The sequence below is a fragment of the Agrobacterium tumefaciens genome, assembly GCF_013318015.2.
In the GTDB taxonomy this organism is placed as follows: domain Bacteria; phylum Pseudomonadota; class Alphaproteobacteria; order Rhizobiales; family Rhizobiaceae; genus Agrobacterium; species Agrobacterium tumefaciens.
The window spans coordinates 2,671,611-2,686,067 of the sequence record NZ_CP115841.1; the positions used below are offsets into that span (position 1 = coordinate 2,671,611).

The window sequence follows — 14,457 nt, forward strand, 5'->3', positions numbered from 1 at the left end:
CGTCAAACCTGCAAAATGGAGGAAACAAGCAATTGCGTGTAGGGTTCGCGCGGATCATCCAGCACCCGGTCTGTCAGACCGTGTTCGATGACGTCACCACCCTTCATCACCATCATGCGATGGGAAAGCAGCCGCGCGACCGCCAGATCATGGGTGACGACGATAACGGCGAGGCCGAGATCGTTGACGAGACCACGCACGAGATCGAGCAGGCGTGCCTGCACCGAGACATCGAGGCCGCCGGTCGGTTCGTCCATAAAGACGAGGCGCGGTGAGGTCACCAGGTTGCGGGCAATCTGCAGACGCTGACGCATGCCGCCGGAAAAGGCGCGTGGCTGGTCGTCAATGCGGTCTGTGCCGATTTCCACCCGCTCCAGCCACTCGCTGGCTGATTGCCGGATATTGCCGTAATGCCGGTTACCGACAGCCATAAGCCGCTCGCCGACATTGGCGCCCGCCGAAACCGCCATGCGTAGTCCATCCGCTGGGTTCTGGTGCACGAAACCCCAGTCTGTCCGCATCAGGAAACGCCGTTCGGCCTCGCCCATATGATAGAGGTCTCGCACCGAGCCATCGCGCATGCGATATTCCACGCTGCCAGCCGTCGGCACGAGCCGTGTGGAAATGCAGTTGAGAAGCGTGGTCTTGCCGGAGCCGGATTCACCGACGATTGCCAGAACTTCGCCCGGATAAAGCTCGAAGGAGACGTTGCGGCAACCGGCGCGGTCGCCGTAATATTTCGAAACGTCCCTGACTTTCAGAAGCGGTGCGTCGCTCATTCTGCGGCCTCCTTCACATCCGCCAGCAAATGGCCCTTGTGGCCATGGGCGCGGCGGTCTTCGCAATGGTCGGTGTCGGAGCAGACGAACATCCGCCCGCCCTTGTCGTCCAGCACCACCTCGTCCAGATAGACATTCTCCCCGCCGCACAGCGCGCAGGGCTTGTCGAAGCTCTGGATTTCAAACGGATGGTCCTCGAAATCCAGGCTGACGACATCCGTGTAGGGTGGCACGGCATAGATGCGCTTTTCGCGCCCGGCCCCGAACAATTGCAGGGCGTCCGACAGGTGCATTTTCGGATTGTCGAACTTCGGGGTTGGCGAGGGGTCCATCACATAGCGCCCCGCAACCTTCACCGGATAGGCATAGGTGGTGGAGATACGGCCGTTGCGGGCGATGTCCTCATAAAGCTTGACGTGCATCAGGCCGTATTCCTCCAGCGCATGCATGACGCGGGTTTCGGTCTCGCGCGGCTCGAGGAACCGCAAGGGTTCAGGAATGGGAACCTGATAGACAAGGACCTGCCCCGAATGCAGTTCTTCTTCGGGAATGCGGTGCCGCGTCTGGATGATGGTTGCATCCTTGGTGCGGGTGGTGACGGCGACATCAGCGACTTTCTGGAAGAAGGCGCGGATGGAAACGGCGTTGGTGGTGTCGTCGGCGCCCTGGTCGATAACCTTCAGGACATCGTCTGGACCGAGGATGGCGGCGGTCACCTGCACGCCGCCGGTGCCCCAGCCGTAAGGCATGGGCATTTCACGGGAAGCGAAGGGAACCTGATAACCGGGAATGGCAATTGCCTTCAGGATCGCCCGGCGGATCATCCGCTTGGTCTGTTCGTCCAGATAGGCGAAGTTGTAGGCAGCCAGCCCGTCGTCGAATGAAACTTCTTTAAGCATTGCGCGTTAACCTTGCGAAAAAAGGAGTACAAGCTCATGGAGATTGGAATTCTTGCAGCCGTGTTCTTTGCCGCTTTTGCAGCATTGACCGTCTTTTGCGCCTATTGGTTCGGCGAGCAGCACAGTCGCTGATTTATTCGGCGGCATCGCTCATCCATTCCCCGGCATCGGTGTCGGTCGCGTCGAAATCGGCGCGCATTTTGCGCACCAAGCCCAGTTCGGCCTGAAAATCCACGTAGTGCGGCAATTTCAGATGTTCGACAAAGCCCGTCGCCTGCACATTGTCGGCGTGCGAGATGACGAATTCCTCGTCCTGCGCCGGGGCAACCACATCCTCACCGAATTCAGCGGCGCGTAGCGCACGGTCGACCAGTGACATGGCCATCGCCTTGCGCTCGCTCTGGCCGAACACCAGACCGTAACCGCGGGTGAATTGCGGAGGTGCCTTGGCAGAACCCTTGAACTGGTTGACCATCTGACATTCGGTGACCTTGATGTCGCCGAGCGAGACAGCAAAACCGAGCTCCGGCACATCCAGTTCGACCTCCACCTCGCCGATGCGGATTTCACCGACGAACGGGTGTGTGCGTCCGTAACCGCGCTGCGTCGAATAGGCGAGCGCCAGAAGAAAGCCCTCGTCGCCGCGTGCAAGCGATTGCAGGCGCAGGTCGCGCGCCATCGGAAACTCTATTGGTTCGCGTGTCAGATCGCCGGCAACGTGGTCATCCGGCATGTCGCCGTCACTTTCGATCAAGCCTTCTTCGGCGAGAATGTCGGATACGCGCATGACGTATTCTGTCTCGCCCTCACGGATGGCAGGGATCTCGACAGCTCCGTTCTCCAGCAGCGAGGGATCGAGCAGGCGGTGGGTGTAATCGAAGGTCGGTCCCAGCAATTGCCCGCCCGGCAAATCCTTGTAGGTTGCCGAAACGCGCCGTTCGACCGTCATCTTCGCAGTATCCACGGGAACAGAATAGCCGAAACGGGGCAGGGTCGTGCGGTAGGCGCGCAGCAGGAAAATCGCTTCTATCATGTCGCCGCGAGACTGCTTGACGGCAAGGGCGGCCAGCGACTGGTCGTAAAGCGAAGCCTCCGCCATGACCCGGTCAACGGCGAGCGAAAGCTGCGAAACGATCTGCGCTACCGTCATGGCGGGCAGGTCGCGGTCTCCGCGCCGCTTGTCGGCCAGAAGCCGGTGGGCGTTGGCGATGGCGGTTTTCCCGCCTTTGACAGCAACATACATCTTATGCCTCCACGGGTTGAATGCGCGTTGTGCGTGGCAGGCAGACGAATTTGTCGCCAGCCGTCAGGATGATGTCGATGCCGCGCGGGAAGATGGCGTTGTTTTCCGCCCATAGCCTCGGGAATATGTCCGGCAGGCCGGATGGGCTAATGATGTTGATATGGCGGATGCCGGGGCCGGACAGCAGCAGTTCCCGTCCGCCGTCAAGATCGGGCAATTCAATGATGACCGTCGTGGAACGGTCGGGGTATTCCTGACTGCCCTGGGCAAAGAGACCGAAGGAGGCAATTGCGCTTCCCGCCTCAATGACGGCGAAATGCGCCGCGCTTTTTTCCTCTGTTGTAACCGCCCCGGTGTGAAACCCGATCCATCCCGGCACCGTGGTTTTGCGTAGCGCGCCGCTCAGCCAGACCGGCGTGTCATGGTCGCAAAGTGCAAGAAGAACGGCGCCGCTGGCCGCACCAAGCGGCAGCGGCGGGGCAACTGTTGTTTCGATCGTTTGCGCTGTGCCTGGCCGGGCCATGCCGTCCATGAGCTTCTTGAAGATTCGCTGTGAATCGAAAACGGCGTCGGAAAAACCGCCCGTCAATGCTTCCGCTTTCACGCCCATCAATCCTCTCCTCGAACCATGGTGAAGAAATCCACACGAGTTGCGGCTGTTTCTTTCGTTTTCCGGTCTTTCTCCTCGGCCAGTCTTTTTTCGACCGGTGAAAGAAGCTCGGTCTCGATAAAGCCGCGTGTCGGGTTTTCCTGCCAGAGCGCATCGAAAACCGCAGCGTACCAGGCCTTCTTGCGACCGGTGCCGAGCACATGCGCATGGCCGACGGTGCCGGATGCAAGCTTCACGGTTGCCCGGGTCACGGTGGTTTCGCCCAGATTAAAGGGCGCACCGCCGCCGCCGATACGGCCCTTGACCATCACGAGGCCGGTTTCAGGCCCCCGCACGTTTTCCGTCTGCGGGCTGGCATCCTGCCGGCTCCAGACGGCCTCAAGTTCCTGAACGGTGGCGCGGGCAAGAAGTGCTGCCACCCGTTTCCTTTCCGCATGTGAATTCGCAGCTTCGTTATTCATCGCTTGACCTCTAATGTATATTGATATAGACAACTATACAATATAAGTTACAATTAACGTCGATGAATGACAAGCGTGTGACATGAGCCCTTCGGCAGCGATGAAAAGAAAGAACGGCGTGGCGCTCTGGCGACAGATCGCCGACAGGATCAGGGGCGAGATCGCAGCGGGCGATCACGACGCAACCGGCATGTTGCCGCCAGAAATGACGCTGGCCGAAAAATTCGGTGTCAACCGCCATACCGTCAGGAGCGCCATTGCCGCGCTGGCAAGCGAAGGCATTCTCGAGGCGAGGCAGGGGCGCGGCACGATGATTGCGCGCAAGGAACGACTGAGCTTTCCGATTTCACTGCGCACACGGTTCACGGCCGGTATCAGCGATCAGGTGAAGGATATGCAGGCGCTGCTTCTTTCCCACACCACCGAGCCGGCAAATGCCGACTTGGCGGCACGGCTGCAATTACAGCCGGGTGCACCGCTTGTGCGTCTGGAAACCCTGCGAAAGGCCGACAGCCGGCCGGTTTCCCGCTCGACCACGTGGTTTCCGGCGGACCGTTTTTCAGGGATAGGGGAAGCCTATCAAAAAAGTGGGTCGATCACCGCCGCCTTCGAAATGCTGGGCGTCGCGGATTATGTGCGCATCTCTACCGTCATTTCCGCGAGCCACGCTGATACGCAGGATCTGGCCGATCTCGAATTGTCGCCGGGCGCAATACTGCTCGTCACTCAGGCGCTGAACGCGGATATGGACAGCATTCCCGTGCAATATGCCATCAGCCGGTTCTCGGCCGATACGGTTGAGTTTACCGTGGAAAATTAAGGCGCAGACATAGACTGAAGCGTTATTCTGCCTGCGAAAGGCCGAGAACATCCAGCATCGAATAGAAGCCCGGCTTCTTGTCGAAGGCCCAGACCGCCGCCGCAATCGCGCCGCGTGCGAAGATGGAGCGGTCGCCGGCGTAGTGGGAAAGCTCGACGCGCTCTCCCTCGCCAGCGAAGATCACCGAATGTTCGCCGATCACCGAGCCGCCGCGCAGCGTCGCAAAACCGATTGTGCCCGCTTCGCGCACACCCGTATGCCCGTCACGCACACGAACGGAGGAGGTGGCGAGATCGACCTTACGGCCCGCTGCCGCCGCTTCGCCGAGCAGCAGCGCTGTTCCGGAGGGCGCGTCCACCTTGTGTTTGTGGTGCATTTCCAGGATTTCGATATCCCAGTTCTGCGCATCCAGTGCCTTGGCGGCCTGCTGCGTCAAAACGCTGAGCAGATTGACGCCGAGGCTCATATTGCCCGATTTGACGATGCGGGCATGGCGTGACGCTGCCTTGAATTTTTCCTCGTCGCCCAGTGAGCAACCGGTGGTGCCAATGACGTGCACGATGCGGGCCTGCGCGGCGAGACTGGCGAAAGTGACGCTGGTTGCAGGCGAGGTGAAGTCGATCACCCCTTCCGCATGCAGGAATGCCTGCAAGGGATCGCTGGTGATCTCGATGCCGATTGGTCCGAGACCGGCAATCTCGCCGGCATCGCGGCCAACAAAAGCAGACCCTTCGCGCGCCACGGCGGCATGCAGCGTTACACCCGGTGTCTGGTGAATAAGGCGGATCAGCGCCTGTCCCATGCGGCCCGCCGCACCAACCACCACCAGTTTCATATCGCTGCCGCTCATGCCTTCACTCACTTTTCACGTCCTGCCGTTCAAGGTCGCCATTCAATTGACTGACCCATACCTCACCGACGTTAAAGACCGCCCGCCCGCTTCGCAAGCCTGTCCCAAGCGCAGATCAGGCTCTCCAGCGCCGCCCGTCGAGTGAAAGGCCGAAATCCGAAGGGGTGCGCGCGTAGGTGGCGAGACCGGAAAGGGCCGCCTGTGGATGGGTAACGACGAAGGTGGGAATGCTGCGCATCAGGGCACTGTGCGGCGCCTTGTCTTCGAACGCCGCCCGGAATTCAGGGCTTTTCAGCGCCGGAACGATTTTCTGCGAAATGCCACCTGCGAGATAGACACCGCCCTTGGCCATGAAGATCAGGGCAAGGTCACCCGCCACACGGCCGAGATAGGTGCTGAAAAGCGAAAGCGTCTCTTTCGCCTGCGGGTTCTGGCCCGAAAGCCCCTGCGAGGTTATGTCGGCCGGATCGGAAAAGATCGGCTCGATGCCATCGGCGGTGCAGATGGCCCGGTAAAGATTGACCAGCCCGCGCCCGCAAAGGATCTGTTCGCCGGCGACACGGCCCTCGATGGTCTCGATATGCGGAAAGACCGCATAGTCACGCGCGCTTCTGGGGCCGATATCGATGTGGCCGCCTTCGCCGGGTACGGGAAACCACATATGTCGGGCGTAAACCAGACCGGCAACGCCAAGGCCCGTGCCTGGTCCGAGAACGACGCGCGATGCCAGCATGTCTTTTTTGCCGGAGCCGATAGACTCGCGGTTGTCGTCGTCGAGCGCGGCAATAGCCAGTGCCTGCGCCTCGAAATCGTTGATGACGATGACATCCTTCAGGCCGAGTTTGGCCAGCATATCTTTCGGCTTAACGACCCAATGGCAGTTGGTCAGCGGAATTTCGTCGCCTTCGATGGGGCCGGCGATCGCAAGTATGGTCGACACGGGCTGAAGCGAGGTCTTGTCCAGAACCGCCTGCTGGATGGCGTCGTCAATTGTCGGATATTCCGCTGTTTTCACGGTGGTGAGGTGCACCGGTTCCGCAAAGGAATCGATCAGAATGGAAAAGCGGGCATTGGTGCCGCCGATGTCGCCAAGAAGGATCGGAAAGGAAAGATATTCGGTATCGGACGTCTTCGGCATTACCTGTTCCATGTTGGCGCGTCATTCGGCGAGGTTGAAGTCGATCAGGTTTTCTGCGGTGGCGCGATTGAGCGCCATGGGAATGTCGTAAACCGTGGCAAGCCGCGTCAGCGCCTTCACATCCACATCATGCGGCATCGCCGTCAGCGGGTCGGTGAAAAAGATAAGCATATCGACCTCACCGGTGGCGATCATCGCACCGATCTGCTGGTCGCCGCCAAGCGGGCCGCTTTTGAGGCGAATGACGCTGAGGCCGGGGCATGCTTCCTGAACGCGCCCGCCGGTGGTGCCGGTGGCGACGATCTTGAAGCCGGAAAGCGCCTTTTGGTGATGACGCGCAAAATCCGCCATATCGTCTTTTTTCTCGTCGTGAGCGATGAGTGCGATACAGCGTTGTTCTGCCATGTCCCCAGCCTGTTCCCGTAAAGAATTAAATCGATTTGAAGCCTTCTATAACAGCTTGTCCCCATTTGAAAAGGGAAGCTGTTTAATGCCGCATTTCTGTTTCAGTTCAATGTCGGGCGCTGGGTCGGAAGCGGAATATCCGCAGGTGGCTGAATGGCCGGAGCGTTCTGGATGATCTGTTCCACGCCTTGCTGGCGCACGGCCTGGGCCGGGGAATATGCCTGCGCAGCAAAACCTTCCGTATTGGCGGATGGGGCGGCGGCCACGGCGGCACAGGCTGCGGGCAGATCGGAGACCATGACCTGACGGGGTTTCACCGGCTTGGCATTGGGGTCTTTCTTCGGCGGCGCCCATGGTTCCTTGGTGAACCACCAGGCCAGCGACTTGTCGCAACCGTCACCTTTGCCAACTTCGGCCTGAGGTTTGCAGTTGGGCGCGCCGGGCGGGCATTCCAGCCGGATGTGGAAATGTTCGTCGTGACCGTAGATTGGCCTGATCTTGCCCATGAAGGTGCGGTCGCCGGTCCATGTCTGGCAGAGTTTCTGCTTGATTGCCGGGTTCACGAAGACCCGCTCCACCTGCGGATAGCTCGCTGCCATCATTACCAGCCGTGCATTGAGCGGCGACCATTTGCGGTCATCGACCGTCAGGAACTTGGACTTATCAAGCATGGAAATGAAAGGCAGCGTCTCGCGCTGCTGCACCGTCAGCCTCGGGTTCGGCATGGGCCGCCACCACACATCGACATCGAGGCCGATCTGGTGCGAGGCATGGCCTGTCAGCATCGGTCCACCGCGCGGCTGTGAGATATCGCCAAGCAACAGGCCCGGCCAGCCGATTTTCTGTGCATCCTGCGAAAACCGCTCGAGGAAGGAAATCAGCTGCGGTTGGCCCCAGTTGCGATTGCGGGAAAGGCGCATGGCTTGCCACGTCGGGCCATCTGCGGGCATGGCGATGGCGCCGGACTGACATCCCTTTGCATAGGAGCCGATCGGCTGGGAGCTATTCGCAGATGGCAGGTCGATGTGGCCGAATACTTCTTTCGCGGGCCTGTCCTCGGCCGATGCGATTTGCGTCTGCAACTGGAGCGCCGAAACGACCGAAATCGCCAGCATGGCCGCCTTGAAAACTCTGGATGATCCCGCCGTCATATATTCGTGCCCGTTCCGACTAAATGATTCTCTCGCCCCTCAGGATAAACTGGATCGGGATTTTGTTGAAACCATGTTTCAAGCCGCCCGCACCAAGGCACGCGAATAAAGGCCTCAATAAAGAGCTTGTGAGCCGGAGCATCTGTTTTTTGCCAATGTTTGTTTTATGCTCTCTTCAACAAACACGAAAACAGGGAACGTCCCGAATGAAATTGGCACCGCTGAAATCCCGACTCCTCGTCGCTCTTGTGGCCTCCGCCATGCTGATGCCGGCGGCCGCCTCCGCACAGTCTGCGGATGTGTGGCGAAAGGGAATCTCGACGGTCGGTGAATTGAAGCATCCCGATGGTTTTGATCATTTTGACTATGTGAACACCAAGGCGCCGAAAGGCGGCACGCTACGCCTGTCGACGTCCGGAACCTTCGACACGCTCAATCCGCTGCTCGCCAAGGGTGAGGCGGCCACAGGTCTTTCACTGGTTTTCGACACTCTGATGAAATCGACGGAAGAGGAACTCTCGGCCTCCTACGGTCTCCTGGCAGAGGGCGTGAGCTATCCCGACGATATCTCCAAAGCCACCTTCCGGCTGCGCGCGGAAGCAAAATGGGCCGATGGCAAGCCAGTGACGCCGGAAGATGTCGTCTTCAGCTTTGAAAAAGCCAAAGATCTCAGCCCGCAGCTTGCGACCTATTACACCCATGTCACCAAGGCAGAGGTGACGGGTGAAAGGGACATCACCTTTACCTTCGATGAAAAGAACAATCGCGAATTGCCGCAGATCGTCGGGCAGTTGCTGATTGTTCCCAAACACTGGTGGGAGGGCGTTGGTCCGGATGGCAAGCCGCGCGACATATCGCGTGGCACGCTGGAGCCGGTGATGGGGTCTGGCCCCTATAAAATAGCGTCGCTGTCTCCCGGATCGACGATGACCTATGAGCGACGTGACGACTATTGGGGCAAGGACATCAATGTGAATGTCGGCCAGCACAATTTCAAAACAATCGCCTATACCTTCTTTGCCGATCAGGACGTCGAGTTCCAGGCTTTCAAATCAGGCACAGTCGATTTCCGGCAGGAAGCTTCTTCCAGCCGCTGGGTCACAGGTTATGATTTTCCGGCCGTCAAGGAGGGCCGCGTCACAAAGGAGGAATTGCCGAACATCTATCGCGCCGTCGGCATCATGCAGGCCTTCGTGCCGAACATGCGACGGGAGAAGTTCCAGAACCCGAAACTGCGCAAGGCGCTCAACTATGCTTTCGACTTCGAAGAGCTGAACAGGACGCTGGCTTACGGTCAGTTTCAGCGCATCAACAGCTTTTTCATGGGCAGCGAGCTCGCCTCTTCCGGCCTGCCGACCGGTCGTGAACTCGAAATTCTTCAGGAGTTGAAGGATCAGGTGCCGCCGGAGGTCTTCACCACCGAATATAGCAATCCCGTCGCGGGTGAACCCGCCAAACAGCGGGACAATCTGCGCGAGGCGGTCAAGCTGATGAAGGAGGCCGGTTATGAGCTTCGCGGCAACCGCATGGTCAACGCGGCGAGCGGGCAGCCGCTGGATATGGAGTTTCTGATCGATTCCTCCGGCATGGAAAGAACCATCCTGCCCTATGTCCAGAACCTGAAGAAGATCGGCGTCAATGCGACCATCCGCACCGTCGATGCCTCGCAATATACCAACCGTACCCGCAGCTTCGATTTCGACGTTGCGGTCAAGCTCTGGGCGACGTCGGCAAATCCCGGAAACGAACAGGCGGATTTCTGGGGTTCGGCGGCGGCCGACCGGCAGGGCTCCAACAATCTCGCCGGCATCAAGAACCCTGCCGTCGACGCTTTGGTCAGGAAGGTCATATTTGCGCCCAACCGGGATGAGCAGGTGGCCGCCGCGCGGGCGCTTGACCGGGTGCTTCTGGCAAACAGCTACGTCATACCGCAATTTTATCGCGGCGAGATGTTCATCGCTTACTGGAACACGCTCATCCGTCCGGAAAACCTGCCGCAATATGGCGTCGGTTTCCCGGAGGCATGGTGGTCCAGCCAGGCCGCGAACTGACGCCGCGCTTGCTTTCGCGCCGAAGGCTTGATTCACATAGGGCGAGACGAATCGCTTGGATCGCGCAAGGCAGCGCTTTCAGGAAAGGACCGGGTTTGACAGAAACGAAAACCGCTGACGTATCAGCCGGGAGCAAAGGCTGATGGGCGCCTATATTCTCAGACGTCTGGCGCTGATGATCCCGACCATTATCGGCATTATGGGCATTTCGTTTCTTGTCATCCAGTTCGCGCCGGGCGGGCCGGTGGAACAGGTCGTCGCGCAACTGACTGGGCAGGGCGACAGCGCCTCCGACCGCCTCTCCGGCGGCGGCGATCTTATGGGCCAGTCCGGCGGTTTCGATGAAAGCGGCTCGAAATATCGCGGTGCGCAGGGCCTTGATCCGGAGCTGATCGCCAAGCTCGAGAAACAGTTCGGTTTCGACAAGCCGCCGCTCACCCGTTTTCTCGAAATGATGTGGAATTACATACGCTTCGATTTCGGCGACAGCTTCTTCCGCAATTCCTCGGTCATCGATCTCATCATCGACAAGCTGCCGGTCTCGATGTCGCTCGGCTTCTGGATTCTGATCATCTCCTACATGATCTCCATTCCACTCGGCATCAAGAAAGCCGTTTCCGACGGCTCGACCTTTGATATCTGGACATCAGGCATCATCATCATCGGTTATGCCGTTCCAAGCTTCCTGTTCGGCATTCTTCTCATCGTGCTTTTCGCCGGCGGATCGTTCTTCGACTGGTTCCCGCTGCGCGGTCTGGTATCGGACAATTTTGACCAGCTGAACTGGTGGCAGAAGATTATCGACTATTTCTGGCACCTGACCCTGCCGCTGATCGCGCTATCGCTTTCGGCTTTCGCGACGACGACGCTTCTGACGAAAAATTCCTTCATCGACGAGATCAAGAAGCAATATGTCGTGACCGCCCGCGCCAAGGGCCTTAGCGAACGCAAAGTTCTTTATGGCCACGTCTTCCGCAATGCGATGCTGATCGTGATCGCCGGTTTTCCGGGCGCCTTCATCTCGGCATTCTTCACCGGCTCGCTGCTGATCGAGAATATCTTCTCGCTGGATGGCCTAGGCCGCCTCGGCTATCTCTCGGTCGTCAATCGCGACTACCCGATCGTGTTCGGCACGCTCTTCATCTTTTCGCTGATGGGCCTCGTGGTCAGCCTCCTATCCGACCTTATCTACACATGGATCGATCCGCGAATCGATTTCGAGCGGAGGGACGTGTGATGACGCTTGCCCATACCGCCGCAACGGAAACGTTGGTAAAGCCGAAGCGCCCGTGGTTTTCACCAACCACCAAGCGCCGCTGGCAGAATTTCAAGGCAAACCGGCGCGGTTATTGGTCCTTCTGGCTGTTCCTGATCCTGTTTTTCCTGAGCCTGATTGCGGAATTCATCGCCAATGACAAACCCATTTTCGCTTCTTACAAGGGCGAATTTCTGGTGCCGGTCATGGTCGATTATCCGGAGGAAAAGTTTGGCGGGTTCCTTGCCCAGACTGACTACAAATCCTCCTTCATTCAGGACGAGATCAACGCCAATGGCTGGATGATCTGGCCGCCGATCCGCTATTCCTATCAGACGGTCAATTCCAACATTCCGCATTCCGCCCCCACGGCACCCTTCTGGCTGATGGATGAAAAGGACCGCTGCTCGGCCTATCCGCAGGGCAATGCCGATCCCGGCTGTACGCTCGGCAATCTCAATTGGCTCGGAACCGACAATCAAGCGCGCGACGTCACGGCGCGGATGATCTATGGCTTCCGTATTTCCGTGCTTTTCGGCCTGACGCTGACGATCGCTTCCGCCCTCGTTGGGGTGACTGCCGGCGCCATCCAGGGTTATTTCGGCGGCTGGACGGACCTGCTGTTGCAGCGTTTCATTGAAATCTGGTCATCCATGCCAGTGCTTTACATCCTGCTGATCATCGCAGCCATTCTGCCGCCGGGTTTCTTCGTGCTGCTTGGCATCATGCTGCTGTTTTCATGGGTCGGCTTCGTCGGCATCGTGCGGGCGGAATTCCTGCGTGCCAGAAACTTCGAATATGTCCGCGCCGCCCGCGCCCTTGGCGTCGGCAACTGGACAATCATGTTCCGGCATCTTCTGCCAAACGCCATGGTGGCAACACTGACCTTCCTGCCGTTCATCCTCTCCGGCTCGATCACCACTTTGACCTCGCTCGATTTCCTCGGCTTCGGCATGCCGCCGGGATCGCCGTCGCTGGGCGAGATGATCGCGCAGGGCAAGAACAATCTTCAGGCGCCCTGGCTTGGCCTCACGGCCTTCTTCACCATGTCCATCATGCTGTCGCTGCTGATCTTCGTCGGCGAGGCGGTGCGAGACGCCTTCGACCCACGCAAGACGTTCCGGTGATCGCCATGATGGAAACAAAGACCCAGCCGCTTCTCTCCGTCCGTGATCTCTCCGTTGCCTTTCATCAGGGTGGAGCGACCAGCGTCGCCGTAGATCATGTCTCCTTCGACCTGATGCCGGGCGAAGTTGTCGCCCTAGTCGGGGAATCCGGCTCGGGAAAATCGGTCACGGCGAACTCCATTCTCAAATTGCTGCCCTATCCGGCGGCGAGCCATCCTTCGGGCAAAATCCTGTTCGACGGCAAGGATATGCTGACCCTGTCGGAACGCGCGTTGCGCGCTGTTCGCGGCAACGACATCACCATGATTTTCCAGGAGCCGATGACCTCGCTCAACCCGCTCCACACCATCGAGCGGCAGATCGGCGAGATTCTGGAGCTGCATCAGGCAATCACCGGCGGTGAAGCGCGGGCGCGCACGCTGGAACTGTTATTGCAGGTGGGCATCCGCGAGCCGGAAAAGCGCCTGAAGGCCTATCCGCATGAATTGTCCGGCGGCCAGCGGCAGCGCGTGATGATCGCCATGGCGCTTGCCAACCGGCCGAAACTGCTGATCGCAGATGAACCCACGACCGCACTCGATGTAACCGTTCAGGCGCAGATCCTTGAACTGCTGAGCGACCTCAAAAACCGGCACGGCATGTCCATGCTGTTCATCACCCACGATCTCGGCATTGTCCGTAAGTTTGCCGATCGTGTCTGCGTGATGACCAAGGGAAAGATCGTCGAGACCGGCACGGTGGAGCAGGTGTTTACCGATCCGCAGCATGCCTATACCCGCCATCTTCTGGCTGCCGAACCCAAGGGCGAGCCGCCGCTTTCCGATGCCAGCAAACCTGTCGTCATGCAGGGCGACGACATAAAAGTCTGGTTCCCGATCAAGGCGGGGCTGATGCGCAAGGTGGTCGACCACGTGAAGGCGGTTGACGGTATCGATATTACCCTGCGCGCAGGACAGACGGTTGGCGTCGTGGGCGAATCCGGCTCCGGCAAAACGACACTCGGTCTCGCCCTATCGCGTCTTATAGCGTCTGAGGGGCGTATCAGTTTTATCGGTCAGTCGATCGACAGCTATTCCTATGAAATGATGAAGCCGCTCAGAAATCGGCTTCAGGTGGTGTTTCAGGATCCTTATGGTTCGCTCAGCCCACGCATGTCGGTGGGCGAAATCGTTGCCGAGGGTCTGAAGGTGCACGAGCGACAGCTTTCCGCCGATGAGCGGGATACCCGTGTCGCCCAGGCGCTGGAAGAAGTCGGGCTCGACCCGGCGACGCGCTGGCGCTATCCGCATGAATTTTCCGGTGGCCAGCGTCAGCGTATCGCCATTGCCCGCGCCATGGTGTTGAAACCCCGCTTCGTCATGTTGGACGAGCCCACATCGGCGCTCGACATGAGCGTGCAGGCACAGGTGGTCGATCTCTTGCGCGATCTTCAGGCCCGCCACGAACTCGCCTATCTCTTCATCAGCCACGACCTGAAGGTAGTTAAAGCGCTTGCCAACGACGTAATCGTTATGCGCAACGGCAAGGTGGTGGAGAGCGGCCCGGCAGCGGAGATATTCGCCGATCCGCAACAGGAATATACCAAGGCCCTGCTGGCTGCTGCTTTCAATATCGAGGCAGTCGAAACTAAAGCGGTGAGCCAGTAGCAGGCGCATTGCTGTTTCTATT

The 14,457-nt window shown here is 59.1% G+C and carries 14 protein-coding genes; 5 read left to right on the top strand and 9 right to left on the bottom strand.

Annotated elements, in window-relative coordinates; translation table 11 throughout:
- Positions 1-2: 2 nt before the first annotated feature.
- The 5 genes from phnK to phnG all read right to left on the bottom strand — a co-directional run bounded on the left by phnK (position 3) and on the right by phnG (position 3,992).
- Positions 3-779: a phosphonate C-P lyase system protein PhnK gene (gene phnK / locus G6L97_RS12960; RefSeq protein ID WP_003514488.1), complete on the bottom strand. Its 777-nt coding sequence runs from the start codon at positions 777-779 to the stop codon at positions 3-5.
- Positions 776-1,678, bottom strand: a complete 903-nt coding sequence (locus tag G6L97_RS12965; RefSeq protein WP_003514490.1) for an alpha-D-ribose 1-methylphosphonate 5-phosphate C-P-lyase PhnJ — start codon at positions 1,676-1,678, stop codon at positions 776-778. Before G6L97_RS12965 ends, phnK begins: the two co-directional genes overlap by 4 nt.
- 133 nt (positions 1,679-1,811) lie before the next feature.
- Complete coding sequence (locus tag G6L97_RS12970; RefSeq protein ID WP_111782897.1) at positions 1,812-2,921, bottom strand: carbon-phosphorus lyase complex subunit PhnI; 1,110 nt, start codon at positions 2,919-2,921, stop codon at positions 1,812-1,814.
- 1 nt (position 2,922) lies between these two features.
- Positions 2,923-3,531, bottom strand: a complete 609-nt coding sequence (phnH, locus tag G6L97_RS12975) for a phosphonate C-P lyase system protein PhnH (RefSeq protein WP_019564519.1) — start codon at positions 3,529-3,531, stop codon at positions 2,923-2,925.
- Positions 3,531-3,992, bottom strand: a complete 462-nt coding sequence (phnG, locus tag G6L97_RS12980) for a phosphonate C-P lyase system protein PhnG (protein WP_003514497.1) — start codon at positions 3,990-3,992, stop codon at positions 3,531-3,533. The genes phnH and phnG overlap by 1 nt, the downstream gene beginning before the upstream one ends.
- An 82-nt stretch (positions 3,993-4,074) precedes the next feature.
- Here phnG and phnF point away from each other — a divergent pair, with 82 nt between their 5' ends.
- The gene (phnF, locus tag G6L97_RS12985) at positions 4,075-4,812 is read left to right on the top strand and encodes a phosphonate metabolism transcriptional regulator PhnF (protein ID WP_174002564.1); all 738 of its coding nucleotides are present in this window, start codon (positions 4,075-4,077) and stop codon (positions 4,810-4,812) included.
- Between the two features lie 22 nt (positions 4,813-4,834).
- On the opposite strand, the gene dapB is transcribed toward phnF, so the two are convergent.
- The 4 genes from dapB to mepA form a co-directional block, all read right to left on the bottom strand.
- Positions 4,835-5,662, bottom strand: coding sequence for a 4-hydroxy-tetrahydrodipicolinate reductase (dapB, locus tag G6L97_RS12990; protein WP_174002566.1), 828 nt, complete (start codon positions 5,660-5,662; stop codon positions 4,835-4,837).
- 115 nt (positions 5,663-5,777) lie between these two features.
- Positions 5,778-6,800, bottom strand: a complete 1,023-nt coding sequence (locus tag G6L97_RS12995) for a glucokinase (RefSeq protein ID WP_003514502.1) — start codon at positions 6,798-6,800, stop codon at positions 5,778-5,780.
- 21 nt (positions 6,801-6,821) lie between these two features.
- Positions 6,822-7,205 carry a methylglyoxal synthase gene (locus G6L97_RS13000; protein ID WP_019564515.1) on the bottom strand — a complete coding sequence of 128 codons (384 nt, stop codon included), beginning with the start codon at positions 7,203-7,205 and terminating at the stop codon, positions 6,822-6,824.
- A gap of 101 nt (positions 7,206-7,306) precedes the next feature.
- Positions 7,307-8,356 carry a penicillin-insensitive murein endopeptidase gene (gene mepA, locus G6L97_RS13005; RefSeq protein ID WP_013635279.1) on the bottom strand — a complete coding sequence of 350 codons (1,050 nt, stop codon included), beginning with the start codon at positions 8,354-8,356 and terminating at the stop codon, positions 7,307-7,309.
- Between the two features lie 206 nt (positions 8,357-8,562).
- On the opposite strand from mepA, the gene G6L97_RS13010 reads away from it, so the two are divergent.
- From G6L97_RS13010 to G6L97_RS13025, 4 genes are all read left to right on the top strand, one after another.
- Entirely contained in the window at positions 8,563-10,407 is a 1,845-nt protein-coding gene (locus tag G6L97_RS13010; protein ID WP_111782895.1) for an extracellular solute-binding protein, read from the top strand.
- Positions 10,408-10,549: 142 nt separating this feature from the next.
- Positions 10,550-11,644, top strand: a complete 1,095-nt coding sequence (locus tag G6L97_RS13015) for a microcin C ABC transporter permease YejB (RefSeq protein ID WP_003514512.1) — start codon at positions 10,550-10,552, stop codon at positions 11,642-11,644.
- Complete coding sequence (locus G6L97_RS13020; protein ID WP_003514514.1) at positions 11,644-12,789, top strand: ABC transporter permease; 1,146 nt, start codon at positions 11,644-11,646, stop codon at positions 12,787-12,789. The genes G6L97_RS13015 and G6L97_RS13020 overlap by 1 nt, the downstream gene beginning before the upstream one ends.
- Before the next feature lie 8 nt (positions 12,790-12,797).
- Positions 12,798-14,435 (top strand): ABC transporter ATP-binding protein, encoded by a 1,638-nt coding sequence (locus G6L97_RS13025; RefSeq protein ID WP_162686724.1) that lies wholly within the window; start codon positions 12,798-12,800, stop codon positions 14,433-14,435.
- The last annotated feature ends 22 nt before the right edge of the window (positions 14,436-14,457 follow it).

Bases quoted from the DNA above. Each gene is read 5' to 3' on its own strand.
- phnK (WP_003514488.1), bottom strand. From the start codon at position 779: ATGAGCGACGCACCGCTTCTGAAAGTCAGGGACGTTTCGAAATATTAC.
- G6L97_RS12965 (WP_003514490.1), bottom strand. From the start codon at position 1,678: ATGCTTAAAGAAGTTTCATTCGACGACGGGCTGGCTGCCTACAACTTC.
- G6L97_RS12970 (WP_111782897.1), bottom strand. From the start codon at position 2,921: ATGTATGTTGCTGTCAAAGGCGGGAAAACCGCCATCGCCAACGCCCAC.
- phnH (WP_019564519.1), bottom strand. From the start codon at position 3,531: ATGGGCGTGAAAGCGGAAGCATTGACGGGCGGTTTTTCCGACGCCGTT.
- phnG (WP_003514497.1), bottom strand. From the start codon at position 3,992: ATGAATAACGAAGCTGCGAATTCACATGCGGAAAGGAAACGGGTGGCA.
- phnF (WP_174002564.1), top strand. From the start codon at position 4,075: ATGAGCCCTTCGGCAGCGATGAAAAGAAAGAACGGCGTGGCGCTCTGG.
- dapB (WP_174002566.1), bottom strand. From the start codon at position 5,662: ATGAGCGGCAGCGATATGAAACTGGTGGTGGTTGGTGCGGCGGGCCGC.
- G6L97_RS12995 (WP_003514502.1), bottom strand. From the start codon at position 6,800: ATGCCGAAGACGTCCGATACCGAATATCTTTCCTTTCCGATCCTTCTT.
- G6L97_RS13000 (WP_019564515.1), bottom strand. From the start codon at position 7,205: ATGGCAGAACAACGCTGTATCGCACTCATCGCTCACGACGAGAAAAAA.
- mepA (WP_013635279.1), bottom strand. From the start codon at position 8,356: ATGACGGCGGGATCATCCAGAGTTTTCAAGGCGGCCATGCTGGCGATT.
- G6L97_RS13010 (WP_111782895.1), top strand. From the start codon at position 8,563: ATGAAATTGGCACCGCTGAAATCCCGACTCCTCGTCGCTCTTGTGGCC.
- G6L97_RS13015 (WP_003514512.1), top strand. From the start codon at position 10,550: ATGGGCGCCTATATTCTCAGACGTCTGGCGCTGATGATCCCGACCATT.
- G6L97_RS13020 (WP_003514514.1), top strand. From the start codon at position 11,644: ATGACGCTTGCCCATACCGCCGCAACGGAAACGTTGGTAAAGCCGAAG.
- G6L97_RS13025 (WP_162686724.1), top strand. From the start codon at position 12,798: ATGGAAACAAAGACCCAGCCGCTTCTCTCCGTCCGTGATCTCTCCGTT.